This is a genomic window from Sinisalibacter aestuarii (genome assembly GCF_027923545.1).
GTDB classification, from domain to species: domain Bacteria; phylum Pseudomonadota; class Alphaproteobacteria; order Rhodobacterales; family Rhodobacteraceae; genus Sinisalibacter; species Sinisalibacter aestuarii.
Map to the genome: position 1 here is coordinate 647,374 of NZ_BROH01000001.1, position 20,509 is coordinate 667,882.

The following is a 20,509-nucleotide window of genomic DNA, read 5'->3' on the forward strand; positions in this document are numbered from 1 at the left end:
GCCTCGGCTTCACGGTAGGATACAGACCGAACGAAGCAGGAGCCCCCATGCTGGAAATCAGCCCCTCCAAGATCGCCCGGATCATCATCCGCGCCCGCGAACTCGACGCCAAAACCGCGCGCTGGGATACGCCGCTGGATGACGCGGACGCCGATTCCATCCTCGAATCGCGCCCTTCGGATGCGACCGAGGACGAGTTGCGCTCCTATATCTCCGATCTCAACAACGACGAGCAGGCGAGCCTGGTGGCGGTGATGTGGATCGGCCGCGATACCTTCACCGCAGACGATCTGGAGGAAGCGATCCAGACCGCGAAGATCGAGGCATCGGCCCCGACCGAGGAATACCTGCTGGGCATCCCGCTTCTGTCGGATTTCCTGACGGCCGGTCTTGAGGCGCTTGGCTATGACAGCGAAGAGCTGATCGACGAGCACCTCAAGTAAGCGCGCCGCCGCCGGTCAGAAATCGACGGCGATGCCCTTTTTCTCGTAATCGCCATAACGCACCGGCTCGGGTCCGTCGCGCCCGCCATATTCCTTTGGCATGTCCAGCGGCCTGGCCGCCTTGCGCCGTTCCTCGGCTTCCGCCAGCGCGCGGATGGCTTCGGGCGGCAGGTCTCGCTTTTCGGTGTCGCTCATGCTGGGCTTCCTTGTGGGTCAGGGATGATATAGGCCGGGCCGCGAGATTTGGCAAAGGTGTGCAATGGCGAGCGACGCGACACGGCCGCGCAAGGTGGCGGCCCGGCTGATGGGCGATGTGCTGATCGAGCACCGGCTGCTGTCGGAAGTGCTTGCGCGCCGGGTCGAGGGGCTGTCGCCGGAAGACCGCGCCCGCGCCCAGCGGCTGGCAACGGTGGCGCTCAGGGTGATGGACCGGGCCGACAGGATGCTTGGCCCCCATCTCAAGAAGCGCCCGCCCGAGGCGGCGATGAACCTCCTGCGGCTTGGTGTGGCGGAAATCTGCGAAGAGGGCGCAGCGGCGCATGGGGTGGTGAATTCCTATGTCGAGATCGCGCGCGGCAACCGGGCGACGGCGGGCATGGCCGGGCTGGTCAATGCCGTGTTGCGCAAGGTGGCGGGCGAGGCGGAGAAGTGGCCGGGGCTGCCGGTGCCGCGCCTGCCGAAATGGCTGCGCAAGCCGCTGATCGACGATTTCGGCAAGCCAGCGGTCGAGGCGATGGAGGCTGAGCATTACGCCGGCGCGCCGCTCGATCTCACGCCGAAGGGTGACGCGGCGGCGCTGGCCGGGCGGCTGGGCGGCGAAGTCTTGCCGACGGGATCGGTGCGGCTCGGCGGGCCGGTGCAGGTGACCGCGCTGCCCGGCTACGACGCGGGCGAGTGGTGGGTGCAGGACGCCGCCGCCGCCATGCCGGCGCGGGTGCTGGCGGCACAGCCGGGCGAGACAGTGCTCGATCTCTGCGCCGCGCCGGGCGGCAAGACGATGCAGCTTGCCGCGGCCGGGGCACAGGTGACCGCGGTGGATATTTCCGCCGCCCGCATGGCGCGGCTGGGCGAGAACCTGGCGCGCACCGGGCTTTCCGCCGAGATCGTCACCGCGGATGCGCTGGAATTCGAGGGCGGGCCGTATGACGCGATCTTGCTCGATGCGCCCTGTACCGCCACCGGCACGATCCGCCGCCACCCCGATCTGCCCCGCGCCAAGGACGGCAGCGACTTTCCCGGCCTGTTCGAGCTTCAGGCGCATCTGATCGACCGGGCGCTGGCGATGCTGAAACCGGGCGGGCGGCTCGTCTATTGCACCTGTTCGCTGCTGATCGACGAGGGCGAGGAGCAGGTGAAGGATGCGCTCGACCGCCACCCCGGCGTGACGGTCGATGCCGGTGCCCTGCGCCGCCCGGGGATCGAGCCGGGCTGGATCGGCCCCGAAGGCGGCTTGCGGCTGCGGCCCGATTACTGGGCCGGGCGCGGCGGGATGGACGGGTTCTACATCGCGGCCTTTCGCAAACCCTTGTAGGTGACTTGCCGCCCGCGAGCGGGTATGATGGCGGGCAAGACCCCGCAAAGGGGCGACGTGGAATTGAGCCGAGGCAGCCCCCGTGCCACACCATGACACATGGTCCGCGCGCCAAACGCGCTGGATGAACCGCTGGCACGCCCGCCGCGCGGGGCGTGCCCGCACGCCGACCGGCTTCGTCTCGCAGCCCGAGCCACGCACCATCGGCAGTTTCGCGCGCGGCAAGCAGCTCGTCGCGGGCAATCTTCTGTTTGCCGGGCATCTCGTCGAGGCCGGCACCGGCACGATCTGGGATATCGCACCGCCGTCCACCGCCTTTGCCGAGGCGCTGCATGGCTTCGGCTGGCTCGACGATCTCGCCGCGCTTGGCGACCTGCACGCGCGGGGCCGGGGGCAGGGCTGGACCTTCGACTGGATCGAAAGGTTCGCCGGTGGCAAGGGGCCGGGCTGGACGCCCGACCTCACCGGGCGCCGCCTGATCCGCTGGATCAACCACGCGATCTTTTTGCTCATGGGGCAGGAGGCCGATGCATCGGACGCCTTCTATGTCTCGCTCGGGCAGCAAACCGTGTTTCTCGCCAACCGCTGGCCGGCGGCCTCGCCGGGGCTGCCCCGGTTCGAGGCGCTGACCGGGCTGATCTACGCGGGTCTCGCGCTTACCGGAATGGAAGAGCATGTGGAACATGCGAGCACCGGGCTGGCGCGCGAATGCACCACCCAGATCGACGGCGAGGGCGGCATTCCCACCCGCAACCCCGAAGATCTGCTCGAAGTGTTCACCCTGCTCAACTGGTCGGCGCTGGCGCTGGCCGAAAGCGGGCGGATGGCCCGGCCGGAACATATCGCCGCCATCGAGCGGATCGCGCCGACGCTGCGCGCGCTGCGCCACGCCGATGGCGGGCTGGCGCGCTTTCATGGTGGCGGGCGGGGGCTTGAAGGCCGGCTCGATCAGGCGCTGGCCACGTCCGGCGTGCGGGCGACGACGACCACGGGGCTGGCGATGGGCTATGCCCGGCTGCATGGCGGGCGCACCACCCTGATCCTTGACGCCGCCGCGCCGCCGCGCGGGGCTGCTTCGTCCAACGCCCATGCCTCGACGCTGGCGCTTGAGATCACCTCGGGCCGACGTCCGCTGATCGTCAATTGCGGCTCCGGCGCGGATTTCGGCGAAGACTGGCGCAAGGCGGGCCGGGCCACGCCCTCGCATTCGGTGCTCGGCCTTGCGGGCGTATCGTCGTCTCTGCTCGGGCGCGGCGGCGGCAAGGCGCTGCTCATCCAGACGCCGCAGGTGGTGAACGCGCAGGAGATCGAGGGCGACGGTATCGGCGGCATGATCGTCAGCCATGACGGTTACGCGGCGAGCCATGGGCTGGGCTATATGCGCCGGATCGAAATGAGCGTGGACGGGCGCGCGATCTATGGCGAGGAAACGCTGACCGCGATCACCGATGACGAGCAGCGCATCTTCCGCGATGCGCTCGACCGCACCGGGCTGAACGGCGTGCGCTACGCGCTGCGCTTCCACCTGCATCCGGACGTGGATGCCGCGATCGACCTCGGCGGCACCGCCGTTTCGCTGGCGCTCAAATCCGGCGAAATCTGGGTGCTGCGCTACGAAGGCCCTGCCGATCTGAGCCTTGAGGCGGGCGTTTACCTCGAAAAAGGCCGCCTGAAGCCGCGTGCGGCGAAACAGGTGGTTCTATCCGGCGCCGCTTTGGACTATGCGACACGCATCCGCTGGTCGCTCGCCAAGGCGCAGGACACCCCGGTGGGGCTGCGCGACCTTGTGAGAGACGATCCCAGCGGGCTGCCATAGACCACCTGAGGGATCTCACATGACCGACCTTTCGCCCGTGCGCCGCGCGCTCATTTCCGTTTCCGACAAGACCGGGCTCGCCGATCTGGCCAAGGCCCTCGCGGCGCGGGGCGTGGAGATTCTCTCGACCGGCGGCAGCGCCAAGGCGTTGCGCGAGGCGGGCCTGGATGTGACGGACGTGGCCGAGATCACCGGCTTTCCCGAGATGATGGACGGGCGGGTGAAAACGCTGCACCCGATGGTGCATGGCGGGCTTCTGGCGCTTCGCGACAACGCCCATCACCTTGCCGCGATGGAACAGCACGGGATCGTCGGGATCGACCTGCTGGTCGTCAACCTCTACCCGTTCGAGGCAGCGCTGGCGCGCGGGGCGGAGTACGATGAGATGATCGAGAATATCGACATCGGCGGCCCGGCGATGATCCGTGCGGCGGCGAAAAACCATGCCTTTGTCACCACCATCGTCGATGTGGAGGATTACGCGGCCCTGCTGGCCGAGCTCGACGCCAATGACGGCGCGACCAGCTATGCCTTCCGCCAGCGCCATGCCCAGATCGCCTATGCCCGCACCGGCGCTTACGATGCCGCCGTGTCGACATGGATGGCCGATGCGATCGGCGAACAGGCGCCGCGCCGCCGGGTGGTGGCGGGCAAGCTTGCCCAGACGCTGCGCTATGGCGAGAACCCGCATCAGCAGGCGGCGTTCTATACCGATGGCACCGGGCGCCCCGGCGTGGCCACCGCCGTGCAGCATCAGGGCAAGGAGCTGAGCTACAACAATATCAACGACACCGACGCCGCGTTTGAGCTGGTGGCGGAGTTCGATCCGGCAGACGGCCCGGCGGTGGCGATCATCAAGCATGCCAACCCCTCCGGCGTGGCGCGCGGTGCCACGCTGCGCGATGCCTACCAGAAGGCGTTCGACTGCGACCGCACCTCCGCCTTCGGCGGGATCGTGGCGCTGAACATGCCGCTCGATGCGGAGACGGCGCAGGCGATCACCGAGATCTTCACCGAAGTGGTCATCGCCCCCGGCGCGTCGGACGAGGCCCGGGCGATCTTTGCCGCGAAGAAAAACCTGCGCCTGCTCACCACCGAGGGCCTGCCCGACCCGCGCGAAGGCGGCATGATTGTGCGGCAGGTCTCGGGCGGGCAGCTCTTCCAGAACAAGGATAACGGCTATGTCGGGCTGGACGATCTCAAGGTCGTCACCAAGGTGGCCCCGACCGACGAGCAGCTCAAAGACCTGCTCTTCGCCTGGAAGGTCGCCAAACATGTGAAGTCCAACGCCATCGTCTACGTGAAGGGCATGGCCACCGTGGGCGTGGGCGCGGGCCAGATGAGCCGGCTCGATTCGGCGCTGATCGCGGCCACCAAGGCCGAGCGCATGGCCAGGGATATCGGCGCGGCGCAAAGCCCGGCGGTGGGATCGGCGGTGGCGTCGGATGCCTTCTTCCCCTTCCCCGACGGGCTGATGGAAGCCGCGGCGGCGGGGGCCACCTGCGTGATCCAGCCCGGCGGCTCGATGCGCGACGACGAGGTGATCGCCGCCGCCGACGAGGCCGGGCTGGCGATGGTGTTTACCGGCATGCGCCACTTCCGGCACTGACATGCGGTGGATGGCGCTTGCGGGCGGGCTGACGCTCGCCCTCGACCAGATCACGAAGGCGGGAGTCGTGCACCTGCTCGATCTCAAGACGCGGGGGCAGATCGACGTTCTGCCACCGTTTCTCACCTTCCGCATGGCATGGAACCGGGGGGTGAATTTCGGCCTCGGCGCGTCGGACCATGACGTGATGCGCTGGGTGCTGATCGGCGTGGCGCTGATCATCTCGGCGCTGCTGATCTGGTGGGCCCGGCGCGACGGCTTCGGCAGGGCCGCGCAGATCTTCGCGGGCCTGCTCGTCGGCGGTGCGATCGGCAATGTGATCGACCGCGTGCTCTATGGCGCGGTGGCGGATTTTCTCAACATGTCCTGCTGCGGGATCGTCAACCCGTGGTCGTTCAACGTGGCCGATATCGGGGTGTTTCTCGGCGCCGTGGGGCTGGCGCTGTTTTCCGGTACGGGGAAATCGGGTCAATAGCCCCGTGACGCGCCGAATCTTATGCGGTAAAGAGGGGCAAAGCTCGGGTGTAAGGAGATGTCCATGCGGGGCAGGTTGGGCAAAACGGTGTTGGCTCTCGTCGGCCTTGCAGCGCTGTCTGCCTGCGATGGCGAGCCGCAGCTGATGAACATCCGTACCGATGCGCCGGATGAATTCGCGGTCCTGCCCACCAAGCCGCTGGAAGCCCCGGAAGACTATACCAGCCTGCCGGACCCGACGCCGGGCGGCACCAACCTTGCCGACCCGACGCCGCAGGCCGACGCCATCGCCGCGCTTGGCGGCAACCCCGACCGGCTGACCGACGGGCGAATCTATGCCGGTGAACAAACGCTGATCTCCTACACCTCGCGTTACGGCGTGCCCGCCGATATCCGCGCCACGCTGGCCGCCGAAGACCTTGCCTGGCGCGAGGAAAACAACGGGCTTCTGCTGGAACGGCTGTTCAACGTGAACGTCTATTTCGACAGCTACAAGCCCATGTCTCTGGACCAGCACATCGAGCTCGACCGTCTGCGCGCCAGGGGGATCTGGACGCCCTCGGCGCCGCCCGATCCGCAAATCGCCGTCGAATAACCCCGCGCTTCGATCACAAGCCCGCGCGCCGGGCTTGCCTTCGGGCCGCGTTGGCCCAAGCTAGGGTCACAGGCAGCCCCAAGGAGACGCACGGATGAGATTTGCCCCGATTGCGGCACTGGCCCTGTGGGCCGCCCTGATCGCGCCCCCGGCCATGTCGGCCGGCGAGGTGACCGATTTCACCCTCGATAACGGTATGGAAGTGGTGGTGATCGAAGACCACCGCGCGCCCGTCGTCGTCCACATGGTCTGGTACCGGATCGGCGCGGGCGACGAGCAGCCGGGCAAATCGGGTATCGCGCATTTTCTCGAACACCTGATGTTCAAGGGCACCGAGACGCGCGCGGCGGGCGAGTTCTCGAAGGTGGTGGAGGCCAATGGCGGCACCGACAATGCCTTCACCTCCTACGATTACACCGCCTATTACCAGCGCATCGCCGCCGATCGGCTGGGCCTGATGATGGAGATGGAAGCCGACCGGATGCGCCATCTCGTGCTCGCCCCGGAAGATGTGGACACCGAGCGCAATGTCATCCTCGAAGAGCGCGCGACCCGCACCGACAGCGACCCGGGCGCGCTGTTTCGCGAAGAGATGCGCGCCGCGCTCTACCGCAACAACCCCTACGGCCTGCCCGTGATCGGCTGGAAATCCGAGGTCGAGGGGCTGACCCGCGACGATGCGCTTGGCTTCTACCGCCAATATTACGCCCCCAACAATGCGATCCTGATCGTCGCGGGCGATGTGACGCCCGACGAGGTGCGCGCGCTTGCCGAGGCGCATTACGGCCCGCTTGCCCCAACCGAGGGGCTCGGCCCGCGTGCGCGGCCGCAGGAACCGCCCTCGCGCGCTGCGCGGCGCATGGTGCTGGCCGATGCCCGGGTCGCGCAGCCCTCGCTGTTGCGGATGTATCTCGCCCCCGAGCGCACCAGCGGCGACCAGCGCGAAGCGGCGGCGCTCGTCTTCCTCGCCGAGCTGCTGGGCGGTGACGGCGCCACCTCGGTGCTGGGCCGCGCGCTGCAATTCGACACGCAGAGCGCCATCTATACCAGCGCCGGCTACGCCGCGACTGCGCTGGACGACAGCACCTTTTCCGTCGCGCTGGTGCCCGCCGAGGGGGTGAGCCTCGCCGATGCCGAAGCAGCGCTCGATGCGCAGATCGCCGGCTTTCTCGATACCGGGCCGGATATGGCGGCGTTCGAGCGGATCAAGATGAAAATCCGCGCCTCGGAGATCTATGCGCTCGACGATGTGGGCGATCTGGCCGACCGCTACGGGCGTGCCCTCACCTCCGGCCTCACGATTGCCGATGTGCAATCCTGGCCCGGGCTGCTGCAAAGCGTGACGCCAGAGGACGTGATGCAGGCCGCCCGCGACGTGCTCGACAAACGTGCCTCCGTCACCGGCTGGCTGGTGCCCGAGGGCGGGGAGGGCGCGCTGTGAAACGCCTTGCCGCCACGCTGATCCTCATTCTTCTTTCCGCCCTGCCCGCGCGGGCGGAGATCGACATTCAGGAGGTGACATCGCCCGGCGGGCTCACGGCCTGGCTGGTGGAGGAGCCGTCGATCCCCTTCGTCGCGCTGGAGCTGCGCTTTCGCGGCGGCGCCTCGCTCGATGCACCCGGCAAGCGCGGCGCGATCAATCTGATGACCGCGCTGATCGAGGAAGGCGCCGGCGATCTGGACGCCCGCGCCTTCGCCGAAGCGCGCGATGCGCTCGCCGCCAGCTTCCGCTTCGACGTGGGCGACGACACGCTGTCGGTTTCAACGCGGTTCCTGACCGAAAACAGCGATGCGGCGGTGGCCCTGCTGCACAGCGCGCTCACCGAGCCGCGCTTCGACCCGGATGCCATCGAGCGGGTGCGCGCGCAGGTGCTCGCCAATCTCAAATCGCGCGCGACCGATCCCAACGCGCTCGCCTCCTCCGCCTTCGACGCGCTGGCCTATGGCGATCATCCCTATGGCAGCTATCTCGGCGGCACGCCCGAGAGCGTCGCCGCCCTGACGCGCGACGATATCGTCGAGGCGTTCGGGCGCAGCATCGCGCGTGACCGGGTGATGATCTCGGCGGTGGGTGACATCACCGCCGACCAGCTCGGCACGCTGCTCGATACGCTGCTGGCGGACCTGCCACAGACCGGCGCGGCGCTGCCCGATCCGGTGCCCTTCGGCGCAGCCGGCGGCATCACCGTGGTGCCCTTCGGCTCGCCGCAATCGGTGGCGCAATTCGGCCAGCCCGGAATTTCGGTCGACGATCCGGATTTCTTCGCCGCCTATATCCTCAACACCATTCTCGGCGGCAGCGGCTTCAACAGCCGGCTGATGGAGGAGGTGCGCGAAAAGCGCGGGCTGACCTATGGTATCCGGACCTACCTGGTGGATTCGGACTATTCGGAAAGCATTGTCGGCGTCGTCTCGTCGGTGAACCCGGCAATGGCGCAGACCATCGAGGTGGTGCGCGCCGAATGGGCGCGGATCGCTGAGGAGGGCATCACCGAAGACGAGCTGAACGCGGCCAAGACCTATCTGACCGGCGCCTATCCGCTGCGCTTCGACGGCAACGGCCCGATCGCCCGCATTCTCGTGAGCATGCAGCTCGACGGCTACCCGACGAGCTATGTGAAGACCCGCAACGCCCGGATCGAGGCGGTGACGCTCGACGAGGTGAACCGCGTCGCTGCCCGGCTCTTCGACCCCGCGGCGCTGCGCTTCGTGGTGGTGGGCGAGCCGGAAGGCGTGGAGAGCACCGAGCGGGATTGAGCGGCCGCACAGCCGTATGCCAAAGCAAACGCCGCCGCCGGGTGAACCGGGGGCGGCGTTTACATTTCGGTGACGGATGAATGGGTGGTGAACGCCGCGAGATGTTTAGCGTATTGTTATTATGCGATTTTATATCCGGTGAGCGACTCCAGAACGCTAGAATCCTGGCGCCGTAGCGGACATCGGAAAGATATTGCAGCCGTTCCGCCGCTCTGATGTGCAACCGGGGTCTTGGACTCAGGGCGCCGCAGCCCCGGTCAGCCCGCATCCCGCAGGATGATCCGGCTGCGCGGCGTCCAGCGGGTGACGATCCAGGCGAGGTGATCGGGACGGAAGGCGATGCAGCCTGCCGTGGGGTGGCGGGGTTTGCGCCAGCGATGGACGAAGATCGCCGAGCCTTTGCCCGGTTCGGCGTTGGGCCAGTTCCAGTCGCTGACGAGGAACAGGTCATAGAGCGGGTCGCTGCGGCGCAGGCGCTCATGCGAGAACGGGTAGGTGAATCCCGTGCGCCATTGGTTGTAGTCCGGGTCGGCCACATCGTCGGACCAGACATCGCGCGGGCCGATAGGGCTGAGCGGCAGGGCCGTGCGCGGCGGCCGGGCACGGTCGGCGCGGTAGCCGCCCAGCATCAGGCGCCAGGCGCCGAGCGGCGTCGCGCCGTCGCCTTCGCGCTTGTCCGCCGTCATCCCGCCGCGCCCGATGGCGCAGGGAAAGCGGCGGCCCATGAAGCGCGCGCCCCAGCGCGTCACCACCATGTCGCCCCGGTGTGGTGTCACAGCAGATGGCCGGATTTCGCGGCCTTGGTGGCAAGATAGGCGCGGTTTTCGTCGCTCTCTCCCACTTTCAGCGGCACGCGCTCGGCCACTTCGATGCCGTTGGCCATCATCATCGCCACCTTGCGGGGGTTGTTCGTCATCAGCCGGACGCTGTGAAAGCCCATCGCCTTGAGGATCTCCGAACCCGTCCTGAAATCGCGCTCATCGTCCTCGAAGCCGAGCCGGTGGTTGGCCTCCACCGTATCAAACCCCTGATCCTGCAGCGAATAGGCCCGCATCTTGTTGGCAAGGCCGATGCCGCGCCCTTCCTGGTTGAGATAGAGCAGCACGCCCGCGCCGGCATCGCCCATCGCCGCGAGCGCGGCATGAAGCTGCGGGCCGCAATCGCATTTGAGGCTGCCGAGCACATCGCCGGTAAAGCAGGCCGAATGCAGCCGGGCGAGCACCGGCTCCGCGCGGTCGGGCCGGCCGATTTCCACCGCGTAATGCTCTTCGCCGCCATCGCCGGGGCGGAAGATGTGGAGCCGCCCGGCGCGGCTGACCTCCATCGGCACCCGCGCTGCCGAAACCTCGGTGAGCGTGCCGGTTTGCCACAGCGTATCCGCGCCGGTCAGGTCGAGCCAGGTCAGCCCGTTGGCGGCGGCGAGGGCCGGGCCATCCTCGACCGGCACCACCAGCGCCGCGGGCAGCAGGTGGGCCGACTTCGCCAGCCGGAGCGCGGCATGGGCAATACCCTCGGCCCCGCCGCGCAGCGTGGCGAGCGGGCCCTTGAGCGGCATCATCAGATCGTCCGCCGGATCGGCGATGTTCCGTACCCAGTCGACGCCCGCATCGTCGGGCAGGGTCACCCGCGCCACATTGTCGGAATAGGCGCGCGCCTTCAGCGTTTCGGCCCGGCGCGGGGTGATGGCCAGGTGCGGCGGGGCGATGGTGCGCATTGCCGCGAGCCTGTCCGCCGTCAGCGTCTCGGCGGCCGCCACCAGTGCCGCCGCGCCATCGAGTCCGAGCACCACCGCAAGCCCCACGCGCAGATCGGCGCGGGCGCGGGCGGCAAGTTCTTTCGGGTCGGGCTGGAGCGGCATCTGATCCTCGTTTCGCTGCCCCTAGATAGGCCCGTTCCCGCAAAAGTGAAACAAATACCGCCATTTCGACACGAGCGCGTGAGCCGTCTGCAGCAATTATTGCCGTGCGCGTGATGCGGTCACAGATATGTGTGAGCAAACACGGAGGACAGACATGCCCACCCAGAAAAACATTCTGCTCGTCGACGATGACGACGATCTGCGCGAGGCGCTGGCCGAGCAACTGGTGATGACCGAGGATTTCGATGTCTTCGAAGCCGCCAATGGCGCCGAGGCGATGCAGAAGGCGAAGGAGGGCCTCTATGACCTCGTGATCCTCGATGTGGGTCTGCCCGACACCGATGGCCGCGAGTTGTGCAAGCTGATGCGCAAGCAGGGGGTGAAATGCCCGATTCTCATGCTCACCGGCCATGACAGCGATGCCGATACGATCCTCGGCCTCGATGCGGGGGCGAACGACTACATCACCAAGCCGTTCAAATTTCCCGTGCTGCTTGCCCGTATCCGTGCGCAACTGCGCCAGCACGAACAGAGCGAAGATGCGGTCTTCCAGCTTGGGCCGTATACGTTCAAACCGGCAATGAAGATGCTGGTGACCGAGGACGAGCGCAAGATTCGCCTGACCGAGAAAGAAACCAATATTCTCAAGTTTCTCTACCGGGCGCAGGAAGGCGTGGTGGCGCGCGACGTGCTGCTGCACGAGGTCTGGGGCTACAATGCGGGGGTGACCACGCATACGCTGGAAACCCATATCTACCGCCTGCGCCAGAAGATCGAACCCGATCCGTCGAACGCCCGGCTGTTGGTGACCGAGAGCGGCGGCTACCGGCTTGTGGCATGATTGCCACAGGGTGTGCCGGCAGCCACAATCTTGCCCTTTTTGTCCGGTAATCTTGCAATCGAAGGCGAATTGTTTCGCAATAGCGAACAACGAGATCCCCTGACCGCGTCGGGGTAATGGCGCGGGATCCTCCCTGTTGGACTGGCCCGGGCATAACGCCCGGGCTTCTTTTTTCAGCGCAGGGGGAGCGTCGCTTCGAAAGCGCCGGAAAAGCTCTTGGTGCGGTTCGGATCGGTCTCAAGCGTCGAGGAATCATCGGTAAAGGCGGCGGTGGCCTCGAATTGCCCGCTGACCGATATGGTGTCCTCCGCGATCTCGAAGCCGCTGAGCGCGACCGAGATCTCGCCTTCGTCCAGCGCGACCCAGAAGCCGGAATAGCCGTTTTCGAAGAACTGGAGGCCCGGCGCCATGGCAACGCCGCCGGCGGCCGGCACGATGAAATCCAGCACCAGCGCGCCTTTCAGCGCCGCCAGCACATCCGGCTCGGGATTGGCCCAGACCGAGATGTTGTAGGCGGGGATGCCGCCGGCCTTCATCGCGAAGGACTGGCTCTCGCCGTTTTCGGCGGCGAGATACCATGTCATCTCGGCACCGTCGACGGTGGCGGTGACGGTGCCGATCTGCTCGGCGTTTGCGGCCAGCGGCGCGAGGGCGAAAGTGAGAGCGGTAAGCATCCGGTGCATGAAGTGTCCTTTCCAATTGATCCCCTGCGGCGGGCGTTGCCCTAGTCGAGCTCGGCGAGCGTCACATCGAATGCAAGCTGCACCGGCACGGTATTGTTCATGTCCAGCGTCCGGCCGAAATCGGTCGAGTAGGCCAGTTGGGCGCTCACCTCGCCGGTCACGTGCAGCTCCGCGCCCTGCATCCCGATGCCGGTCAGCGTGACCGTGGCGCCGCTGTCTTCATCGGCGAAGTAGCCGGCCGTATCGCCCCGCAGGCGCCAGGCGATCTCCGGCAGGGTCGCGGTCTGCCCGGAGGTTTCGAACCCCAGCGACAGCGTGCCGGTCTCGGACATCGCCATGATCGAGACGCCGCCGCTTGCGGCGCTGCCCCAGAAATCCGATTGGGCGGCCCAGAGCGTCAGCGCGGCATCGTCGGCGCCGAACGTGCCCGACAACGTGCCGCCTTCTTCGGCGAGGGCGGGGGAGCAATACAGCAGGGCGGCAGCGGCGAGGGCAAGGCGGGCCATGATGAACCTTCTGAAATAGCGCTAAAAAACGACTCGAACCCGCAAAATCTATCAGCGCGCCGGGGGCTTGTCTCCCATCAGATAGCGCGGCCCGGTGCCTTTCGTGGCGGCGGTGTCGTCGGGGTTGTAGAGGGCGCATTTGCCCAGGCTGAGGCAGCCGCAACCGATACAGCCGTCGAGCTTGTCGCGCAGGGCGGTCAACTCGGCGATCCGCGCATCGAGCTCGCCGCGAATCTCGGTCGAGATCCTGCCCCAGTCGCGTGCGTTGGGCGTGCGCCGGTCGGGCAGAGCCTCCAGCAAGGTGCGGATACGCGCGAGCGGAAAGCCGAGCTTCTGCGCGATCATCACGAAGGAGAGGCGGCGGATATCCGAACGCAGGAACCGGCGCTGCCCGGCGGCGGTGCGCTCGGGATGCACCAGCCCTTCGTCTTCGTAATAGCGGATCGCGGAATGGGCCAGCCCGGTGCGCCGGGCCAGTGCACCGATGGTGATTTCATGCGCGCGGGGGGCCATGCGGATTTCCTTTGATCTCAAGTGCGCTTGAGGGATTACCACAGCAACATCCGAAACGAATCAAGGAGAAACGACATGGGCGCGCTCGAACATGTGAACGTAACGGTCTCGGACCCGTCGGCCACGGCGGCCTGGCTCGCCGAGGCGTTCGGCTGGCGCACGCGCTGGCAGGGGCCGGCGATTCACGGTGGCGAAACGGCGCATGTGGGCGGCGATGACTTCTACGTCGCGCTCTATGCCCCGAAGGTGCAAAGCGAACCGGCGGTCGACAGCTACGGCATCCGTGGCGGGCTCAACCATATCGGCGTGGTGGTCGATGACATCGCCGCCACCGAGGCGCGGGTGAAAGCGCTGGGCTTCCGGCCCTTCAATCACGCAGATTACGAACCGGGCCGGCGCTTCTACTTCCACGATGGCGACGGCGTGGAATGGGAAGTGGTGAGCTACGCCTGAGCGGCACGGCGCGGGTGGTTTTCCTGGCGCGCGAATGGCAGTAGGGTCGCGCAATGCAGCTTCGGAGGACCCCATGAGCTTCACCCTCGCCACCTGGAACATCAACTCGGTTCGTCTGCGCGAGGAGCTGGTGCGCAAGCTGATGGAAGAAGAGGCGCCCGATGTGCTCTGCCTGCAGGAGTGCAAGAGCCCGGTGGAGAAGATCCCGCTCGAAGGCTTCCAGGCGCTTGGCTATCATCACATCGTGGCGCGCGGGCAGAAGGGCTATAACGGCGTGGCGATCCTGTCGAAGCTGCCGATCGAGGATGTGGGCGACAAGGATTTCGCCAGTCTCGGCCATGCCCGCCATGTGGCCGGGCGGCTGGAAAACGGCGTGGTGATCCACAATTTCTACGTGCCCGCCGGGGGCGACAAGCCCGACCGCGAGGTGAACGTGAAGTTCGGTCAGAAGCTCGACTATCTCACCGAGATGCGCGACTGGTTCCATGCCGAGCGGCCCGAAAAGGCGATTCTCGTCGGCGATCTCAACATCGCGCCGCGCGAGGATGACGTGTGGAGCCACAAGCAGCTTCTGCGGGTGGTGAGCCATACGCCGATCGAGGTCGCGCATCTGGGCGACACGCAGGAGGCGGGCGGCTGGGTGGACATCACCCGGCAGGATATCCCTGAGGGCAACCTCTATTCCTGGTGGTCCTACCGCTCGCCGGACTGGGACGCCGCCGACAAGGGCCGCCGGCTCGACCATATCTGGGCGACGCCGGATATTTCCAACGCGGGCCATGGCAGCCGCATCCTGCGCGCCGTGCGCGGCTGGGAGCAGCCCTCCGACCACGCGCCGGTATTTGCCACCTTCGATCTCTGAACCCATCGCGGCGGGGTGGCTTTCGGGCCGGGCAGAGGGGCGCACCCGGCCTTCTGAACGCGCCTTAGCCCCAGAGCTCCGGTTGTTTCTCGTAGGAAATGTAGAGCGGGTGCTTGGGATGGCCTGCCTTGGTCAGCCCGAGATGGAACAGCGGCCGTCCGGTCTCGCGCAGCAGATGTTCGACGGCAGGGCCACGGTCCATATGTTCGCCGTGGGTGCCCCAGGCGCAGATCACCTGGTCGGCCCAGGTGGCGCTTTCGCGGATGGCGGCGTTGTTCTCCGGCCCGACCGGGTCCGCCGCCCGGCGCATCTGGCGCGGGTCGGTGTCGCGCCAGGCGAAGATATTGGTCACCCGGAAGGCGCCAAATCCGAGCGTCCGCGCCCGCCGCTCGCAGCGCTCCACCGTCGGGTCGTTCTGCACCTCGGTGGCCGTCGAGGGATTGAGCATCACGAAGAGCGCCTTGCGCCCGTTCTCATCCCAGGTGCGCGTAAGCATGTAGCGGTAGCGCTCGCAGGCGGAGTAGATTGCCGTCGAGGGCGCATCGTCCTTGATATGGGAGCGGATGATCATGGCCGAGGTTTTCGCCCGTCGCGCGGAAAATCGCAAGCGATCCCTCTTGCGAAATTTGTCCATCGGGTCAAAATGATGCCCAGAGGAGATACAGGATGCTGACGCAGGAAATCATCCGCCACAAGCGCGATGGCGCGGAATTGTCGGCCGGGGAAATCAAGGCGATGGTCGAGGGTATCTCGACCGGGTCGGCCAGCGAGGGGCAGGTGGCCGCCTTTGCGATGGCGGTGTTTTTCCAGGGCATGACCCATGCAGAGGCCGCAGCGCTGACGCTGGCGATGCGCGATTCGGGCGATGTGTTCCATTGGGATCTGCCCGGTCCGGTGGTCGACAAGCATTCCACCGGCGGGGTGGGCGACAACGTTTCGCTCATGCTCGCGCCCATCGTTGCCGCCTGCGGTGGTTACGTGCCGATGATTTCGGGCCGGGGCCTTGGCCATACCGGCGGCACGCTCGACAAGATGGACAGCATCCCCGGCTATACCAGCCAGCCCGACAACGATCTGTTCCGAAAGGTCGTGGCCGAGGTCGGCTGCGCCATCATCGGCCAGACCGCCGATCTCGCCCCCGCCGATAAACGCTTCTACGCCACCCGCGATGTGACGGCGACGGTGGAAAGCGTGCCGCTCATCACCGCCTCGATCCTGTCGAAGAAGCTTTCGGCGGGGCTGGGAGGGCTGGTGATGGACGTGAAATCCGGCAACGGCGCTTTCATGAGCACCTTCGAGCGGTCGGTGGAGCTTGCGACGAGCATCACCGGCGTGGCGCGCGAAGCGGGGCTGTCGTGCAATGCGCTGATCACCGATATGAACCAGCCGCTCGCTTCTGCCGCGGGCAATGCGATCGAGGTGCAGAACGCCGTCGACTTCCTCACCGGCGCGCGCCGGGACGCGCGGCTGGCGGAGGTGACACTGGCGCTGGCCGCTGAAATGCTGGCGATCACCGGGCTGGCGGCGGACCGGGACGCGGGGCTGGCCAAAGCCCGGGCGGCGCTGGAAAGCGGCGCGGCGGCGGAGCTGTTCGGCAAGATGGTCGCCGCGCTGGGCGGGCCTGCGGATTTCATCGAAAGCCCCGGCAGGCATCTCGCCACGGCGGGACTCACCCGCGCGGTGGCCGCGCCCGCATCCGGCCATGTCGCCGGGATCGAAACCCGCGAGATCGGCCTGGCCGTGGTCGAGCTTGGCGGCGGGCGGCGGCGGGCCGATGACAGGATCAACCCCGCCGTGGGGCTGACGGATCTGGCGGATCTCGGGGTGCAGGTGACGAAAGGCGATCCGCTTTGCGTGATCCATGCCGACAGCGAGGCCGAAGCCGATGCGGCGCAGGCGAAGGTGCTGGAAGCTTATTCAATCGGCGCCGCACCCGATGTGCCGCAACCCGTGCTGAAAATCATCGACTGAGCGAGGCCACCCGGCGGGCAGACCGGCGCTTACTGGTTGAACACCCGGCTCGGATGCAATTCGCCGGCCTTGTAGACGCCCACCGCCACGGCCTTGCCCTCGAAGCTGGCCCAGGCTTCATCGCCATATTCCACATCAGCGGCGGCCAGCACCATGCCGGGATTGCCATGGCGCATCCGGGTGGCGCCCTCGACGGTGGCTTTCAGTTCCGGCAGATCGTCGAGCCCCTGTTCCAGCGGGCGCAGATAGGCGTCAAGCTCCGGCGTCTGCGCCAGCTTCTCGACCAGATCCAGGCTCACGCCCTCCTCCGCCTCGAACGGGCCGGACCAGACCCGGCGCAGCTCGGCCACATGGCCGTGACAGCCCAGCGCCGCGCCCAGATCGCGGGCGACAGCGCGCACGTAGCCGCCCTTGCCGCAGACCATCTCGATCACCGCATGGTCGGCATCGGGCCGCGCCACCATCTCGATTTCGTCCACGTAGAGCGGCCGGGCCTCGACCTCGAAATCCTCGCCGTCGCGTGCCAGCTTGTAGGCGCGTTCGCCGTCGATCTTCACCGCCGAAAACTTCGGCGGGATCTGCATGATGTCGCCCTCGAAAGCCTTGAGCGCCGCTTTGATCTCGTCATCTGAAGGCCGCGCATCGGATGTGGCGATCACTTCGCCTTCCGCATCATCTGTATTCGTGGCTTCGCCTAGCTTCACGGTGAAGCGGTACGCCTTCAGCGCATCGGTGATATGGGGCACCGTCTTGGTCGCCTCGCCCAAGGCCACGGCGAGCACGCCGGTGGCTTCCGGGTCGAGCGTGCCCGCATGGCCCGCCTTCTTCGCCCCGAAGGCCCAGCGCACCTTGTTCACCACCGCGTTCGACGTGATACCGGCGGGCTTGTCCACGACCAGCCAGCCGTGAACGTCGCGCCCCTTCTTCCTGCGGGCCATTATTCTTCCTCGTCGTGTTCCACGTCGTGACGCACCCGCTCGTCGGAAAACAGCCGGCGGGTCTCGTCCATCTGGTCGAAGGTCTCGTCGATCACGAAGCGCAGATCGGGGGTGAATTTGAGGTTCGTCGCCTTGCCGATCAGATGGCGCAGCTCGCCCTTGTGGCTGGCCAGGGCCTTGATCGCCTCGTCGCGATGCGCGCCGCCGAGCGGCAGAACATAAGCCGTGGCGATCTTGAGGTCGGGCGAGACCCGCACCTCGCCCACGGTGATCGACATCCGGTTCAGGTCCGGATCGTGCACATCGCCCTGCAGCAGCACATCGGACAAGGTGCGCCGGATCAGCTCGGCCACGCGGAGCTGGCGTTGCGAGGGACCCTCGCCATGATGAAAGCGGTTCTTAGCCATGGCGCCCATCTATGCCCGATTGCGCCCCCGCGCAACAGGCCTTACCACGGGGGCAGAACAGGAGGATGCGATGAGCGACTTGCCGGGGATCGTGGTGAACGGAGCATCGGGGCGGATGGGCCAGATGCTCGTGAAGCTGGTGAGCGAGAGCCCGGCGGCCCGTCTCGTCGGCGTGCTGGAGCGGTCCGGGCATGACTGGGTCGGGCGCGATATCGGCGAAGCGATGGGCGGTGCGGCACTGGGCGTGCCGGTGACCGACGATCCGCTGGAGGCGATGTCGAAAGCCCAGGCGGTGATCGACTTCACCGCCCCCGCCGCCACCGTGCCGCTGGCGGCCATCGCCGCCCAGGCCCGCGCCGTGCATGTGATCGGCACCACCGGCCTGTCGGGTGACGACATCGCCCGGCTCGACGCCGCCGCGCGCCATGCGATCATCGTGCGGGCGGGCAATATGAGCCTTGGGGTGAACCTGCTGGTGCAACTCACCCGCAAGGTGGCTGCGGCGCTCGATGAAGTCTTCGACATCGAGATCGTCGAGGCCCATCACAAGCACAAGGTCGATGCCCCCTCCGGCACCGCGCTGATGCTGGGCGAGGCCGCCGCCGAGGGGCGGGGCGTGAAGCTCGACCGGGTGGCCGACCGGGGGCGTGACGGGATTACCGGCGCGCGGGTGGATGGCCATATCGGCTTTGCCGCGATCCGGGGCGGCGATATCGTCGGCGAGCATGACGTGATCTTTGCCGGCCCCGGCGAGCGGGTGGTGCTGCGCCACGTCGCCACCGACCGTGCCATCTTTGCCCGTGGCGCGCTCAAGGCCGCGCTCTGGGGGATCGGCCGCAAGCCCGGCAGCTACGACATGATGGATGTTCTGGGGCTGTGACGGGGTGCCTCTGCCTGCGGCGGGGGGATGCGCGCGGATGGTTAACGATTTGTGAAGCCGATGGTGACGCTCACGTCGCCCAAGTTGCAATCCATTGATTCTAAGCGAAAAACAACAATAATGTGGCCATGCGGGACTCCACTTATCCGGATAACTGGAATCCCGGTATGCCGGTTTTCTGACGCCACCCGCAGCCACAGCCGCAGCACCGCAATGCTTGCCGCCCGGCTCAGCCCAGCTCGTCAACCAGCGCCATGTGCTGCGCCTGCACGTCGATCGCATCGAGCCAGCTCAGCACCAGCTTCTCGTCCGACGGTGCGGCGCTGACACCCGGCCCGATCTGGCGCCGGAGCACCGAGTCCACCGCCAGCGCCACGGTCACCGAAACCAGCCGCGCCATCGCCGTGCCGCGCGCATCGCCAAAGGCGTCGAGCGTCCAGGTCTTGTGATAGACCGGCACGCCCTCCTTCTCTGCCTTCAGGCTCACACAAAGCACCACCCGGTCGGGTTCGCCCTCGTCATAGGCATTCTCGGCCCAGAACCGGTCCGACATTTCCTTGAGCCGGGCATCGCCTTGCGGCCCCGAAAGCGTTTCGATTTCGGCAAACACACCCTTCCAGGCGTCCGCCCAGCCATTGAGCCGGAGCGTGCCGCGCACGAATTCCTTCACCGGCCAGGCGTCGTCGAAGCGGTAATCGGCCATGAAGGGCAGCGAATCGCGGTTGGGGTAGACCTCGAAGGTTTCGCGCACCGGCAGCGGCGCATCGTAGGAGGTGATCGCATCCCAGGGCCGGGCAACCTCCAGCACCTCATGCGCCCGGATCGAGCGCGAGGGCGATTTCAGCGCCTTCAACACCCCGAGCGGCGACCAGGAAAACTTGTAGCGGAAGGCGTTCGTGTGTTTCGGCACGCCGCCGCAATACGAGGTGAAGCTCACCACGTTCTTTGCATCGAAACCGGGCGCGCGGCGGTAATCGGCCACCAGCCAATGCGCCATCAGATGGTCGATGCCGGGATCTAGGCCGACCTCGTTCACCAGCGCCACGCCGGCGACCCTTGCCTTTGTGTCGAGCGCGCGCATCTCCGGCGAGATGTAGGAGCACGAGACGAAATGCGCGCCGTTGGCGATGCAAAGTTCGGCCAGCTTCACATGCCAGTCGGCGGGCAGCATCGAGACCACCACGTCATCCGATTTCACCGCTTCGGCCAGAGCCTCGGGCTCGAAGGTACAGATCGAGGTGGTGAGGTGGCCGATGGCGGCGCGCGCCTTTTCGGGTGTGCGGTTCCACACCACCACTTCGTGCCCGTCCTCGATCAGCTTGCGCAGGCCGGGAATGGCCGAAAGGCCGGTGCCGCACCAGTGGATGGTCAT

23 protein-coding genes are annotated in these 20,509 nt (G+C 66.9%); 13 read left to right on the top strand and 10 right to left on the bottom strand.

Annotated features, from left to right (window positions below; all coding sequences use genetic code 11):
• Positions 1–47: 47 nt before the first annotated feature.
• Positions 48–443 (top strand): DUF3775 domain-containing protein, encoded by a 396-nt coding sequence (locus QMG28_RS03275; RefSeq protein WP_281840734.1) that lies wholly within the window; start codon positions 48–50, stop codon positions 441–443.
• 15 nt (positions 444–458) lie between these two features.
• On the opposite strand, the gene QMG28_RS03280 is transcribed toward QMG28_RS03275, so the two are convergent.
• On the bottom strand, positions 459–638 hold the full coding sequence (locus QMG28_RS03280; protein WP_281840735.1) for a DUF1674 domain-containing protein: 180 nt from the start codon (positions 636–638) through the stop codon (positions 459–461).
• 64 nt (positions 639–702) lie between these two features.
• Here QMG28_RS03280 and QMG28_RS03285 point away from each other — a divergent pair, with 64 nt between their 5' ends.
• The 7 genes from QMG28_RS03285 to QMG28_RS03315 all read left to right on the top strand — a co-directional run bounded on the left by QMG28_RS03285 (position 703) and on the right by QMG28_RS03315 (position 9,225).
• Positions 703–1,974, top strand: coding sequence for an RsmB/NOP family class I SAM-dependent RNA methyltransferase (locus QMG28_RS03285; protein ID WP_281840736.1), 1,272 nt, complete (start codon positions 703–705; stop codon positions 1,972–1,974).
• A gap of 124 nt (positions 1,975–2,098) precedes the next feature.
• Positions 2,099–3,790, top strand: a complete 1,692-nt coding sequence (locus QMG28_RS03290) for a heparinase II/III family protein (RefSeq protein ID WP_281840737.1) — start codon at positions 2,099–2,101, stop codon at positions 3,788–3,790.
• A 19-nt stretch (positions 3,791–3,809) separates the two neighbouring features.
• Positions 3,810–5,399: a bifunctional phosphoribosylaminoimidazolecarboxamide formyltransferase/IMP cyclohydrolase gene (gene purH / locus QMG28_RS03295; protein WP_281840738.1), complete on the top strand. Its 1,590-nt coding sequence runs from the start codon at positions 3,810–3,812 to the stop codon at positions 5,397–5,399.
• Between the two features lies 1 nt (position 5,400).
• Positions 5,401–5,874, top strand: coding sequence for a signal peptidase II (locus tag QMG28_RS03300; protein WP_281840739.1), 474 nt, complete (start codon positions 5,401–5,403; stop codon positions 5,872–5,874).
• Between the two features lie 63 nt (positions 5,875–5,937).
• A complete protein-coding gene (locus tag QMG28_RS03305; protein ID WP_281840740.1) occupies positions 5,938–6,468 on the top strand; it encodes a DUF3035 domain-containing protein in 531 nt (176 codons plus the stop codon).
• A 94-nt stretch (positions 6,469–6,562) separates the two neighbouring features.
• Positions 6,563–7,909, top strand: a complete 1,347-nt coding sequence (locus QMG28_RS03310) for a M16 family metallopeptidase (protein WP_281840741.1) — start codon at positions 6,563–6,565, stop codon at positions 7,907–7,909.
• Positions 7,906–9,225 (top strand): M16 family metallopeptidase, encoded by a 1,320-nt coding sequence (locus tag QMG28_RS03315; protein ID WP_281840742.1) that lies wholly within the window; start codon positions 7,906–7,908, stop codon positions 9,223–9,225. Before QMG28_RS03310 ends, QMG28_RS03315 begins: the two co-directional genes overlap by 4 nt.
• 257 nt (positions 9,226–9,482) lie before the next feature.
• Here QMG28_RS03315 and QMG28_RS03320 read toward each other — a convergent pair whose 3' ends face one another.
• Positions 9,483–9,980: a L,D-transpeptidase family protein gene (locus tag QMG28_RS03320; protein WP_281841056.1), complete on the bottom strand. Its 498-nt coding sequence runs from the start codon at positions 9,978–9,980 to the stop codon at positions 9,483–9,485.
• Between the two features lie 17 nt (positions 9,981–9,997).
• Positions 9,998–11,083, bottom strand: a complete 1,086-nt coding sequence (ribA, locus tag QMG28_RS03325) for a GTP cyclohydrolase II (RefSeq protein WP_281840743.1) — start codon at positions 11,081–11,083, stop codon at positions 9,998–10,000.
• Between the two features lie 154 nt (positions 11,084–11,237).
• On the opposite strand from ribA, the gene QMG28_RS03330 reads away from it, so the two are divergent.
• Entirely contained in the window at positions 11,238–11,924 is a 687-nt protein-coding gene (locus QMG28_RS03330) for a response regulator transcription factor (protein ID WP_281840744.1), read from the top strand.
• A gap of 173 nt (positions 11,925–12,097) precedes the next feature.
• Here the strand turns inward: QMG28_RS03330 and QMG28_RS03335 are convergent, their stop codons facing one another.
• From QMG28_RS03335 to soxR, 3 genes are read right to left on the bottom strand one after another with little or no spacing between them, the layout of a single operon-like run.
• Positions 12,098–12,607, bottom strand: coding sequence for a hypothetical protein (locus tag QMG28_RS03335; protein ID WP_281840745.1), 510 nt, complete (start codon positions 12,605–12,607; stop codon positions 12,098–12,100).
• A gap of 41 nt (positions 12,608–12,648) precedes the next feature.
• On the bottom strand, positions 12,649–13,113 hold the full coding sequence (locus QMG28_RS03340) for a hypothetical protein (RefSeq protein WP_281840746.1): 465 nt from the start codon (positions 13,111–13,113) through the stop codon (positions 12,649–12,651).
• A 51-nt stretch (positions 13,114–13,164) separates the two neighbouring features.
• Positions 13,165–13,626, bottom strand: coding sequence for a redox-sensitive transcriptional activator SoxR (gene soxR, locus QMG28_RS03345; protein ID WP_281840747.1), 462 nt, complete (start codon positions 13,624–13,626; stop codon positions 13,165–13,167).
• A gap of 75 nt (positions 13,627–13,701) precedes the next feature.
• Between soxR and QMG28_RS03350 the strand changes: the two genes are divergently transcribed.
• Both QMG28_RS03350 and QMG28_RS03355 read left to right on the top strand, forming a co-directional pair.
• On the top strand, positions 13,702–14,079 hold the full coding sequence (locus tag QMG28_RS03350) for a VOC family protein (RefSeq protein WP_281840748.1): 378 nt from the start codon (positions 13,702–13,704) through the stop codon (positions 14,077–14,079).
• Between the two features lie 73 nt (positions 14,080–14,152).
• Positions 14,153–14,941: an exodeoxyribonuclease III gene (locus QMG28_RS03355; protein WP_281840749.1), complete on the top strand. Its 789-nt coding sequence runs from the start codon at positions 14,153–14,155 to the stop codon at positions 14,939–14,941.
• Between the two features lie 64 nt (positions 14,942–15,005).
• Here the strand turns inward: QMG28_RS03355 and QMG28_RS03360 are convergent, their stop codons facing one another.
• A complete protein-coding gene (locus QMG28_RS03360) occupies positions 15,006–15,512 on the bottom strand; it encodes a DUF1643 domain-containing protein (protein WP_281840750.1) in 507 nt (168 codons plus the stop codon).
• A gap of 95 nt (positions 15,513–15,607) precedes the next feature.
• On the opposite strand from QMG28_RS03360, the gene deoA reads away from it, so the two are divergent.
• Positions 15,608–16,912 (top strand): thymidine phosphorylase, encoded by a 1,305-nt coding sequence (gene deoA, locus QMG28_RS03365; RefSeq protein ID WP_281840751.1) that lies wholly within the window; start codon positions 15,608–15,610, stop codon positions 16,910–16,912.
• A 29-nt stretch (positions 16,913–16,941) separates the two neighbouring features.
• On the opposite strand, the gene truB is transcribed toward deoA, so the two are convergent.
• Positions 16,942–17,850 carry a tRNA pseudouridine(55) synthase TruB gene (gene truB / locus QMG28_RS03370; protein WP_281840752.1) on the bottom strand — a complete coding sequence of 303 codons (909 nt, stop codon included), beginning with the start codon at positions 17,848–17,850 and terminating at the stop codon, positions 16,942–16,944.
• On the bottom strand, positions 17,850–18,257 hold the full coding sequence (gene rbfA / locus QMG28_RS03375; protein ID WP_281840753.1) for a 30S ribosome-binding factor RbfA: 408 nt from the start codon (positions 18,255–18,257) through the stop codon (positions 17,850–17,852). The genes truB and rbfA overlap by 1 nt, the downstream gene beginning before the upstream one ends.
• A 70-nt stretch (positions 18,258–18,327) precedes the next feature.
• On the opposite strand from rbfA, the gene dapB reads away from it, so the two are divergent.
• On the top strand, positions 18,328–19,137 hold the full coding sequence (gene dapB, locus QMG28_RS03380; RefSeq protein ID WP_281840754.1) for a 4-hydroxy-tetrahydrodipicolinate reductase: 810 nt from the start codon (positions 18,328–18,330) through the stop codon (positions 19,135–19,137).
• Between the two features lie 229 nt (positions 19,138–19,366).
• Here the strand turns inward: dapB and QMG28_RS03385 are convergent, their stop codons facing one another.
• Positions 19,367–20,509 carry a saccharopine dehydrogenase family protein gene (locus tag QMG28_RS03385; RefSeq protein WP_281840755.1) on the bottom strand — a complete coding sequence of 381 codons (1,143 nt, stop codon included), beginning with the start codon at positions 20,507–20,509 and terminating at the stop codon, positions 19,367–19,369.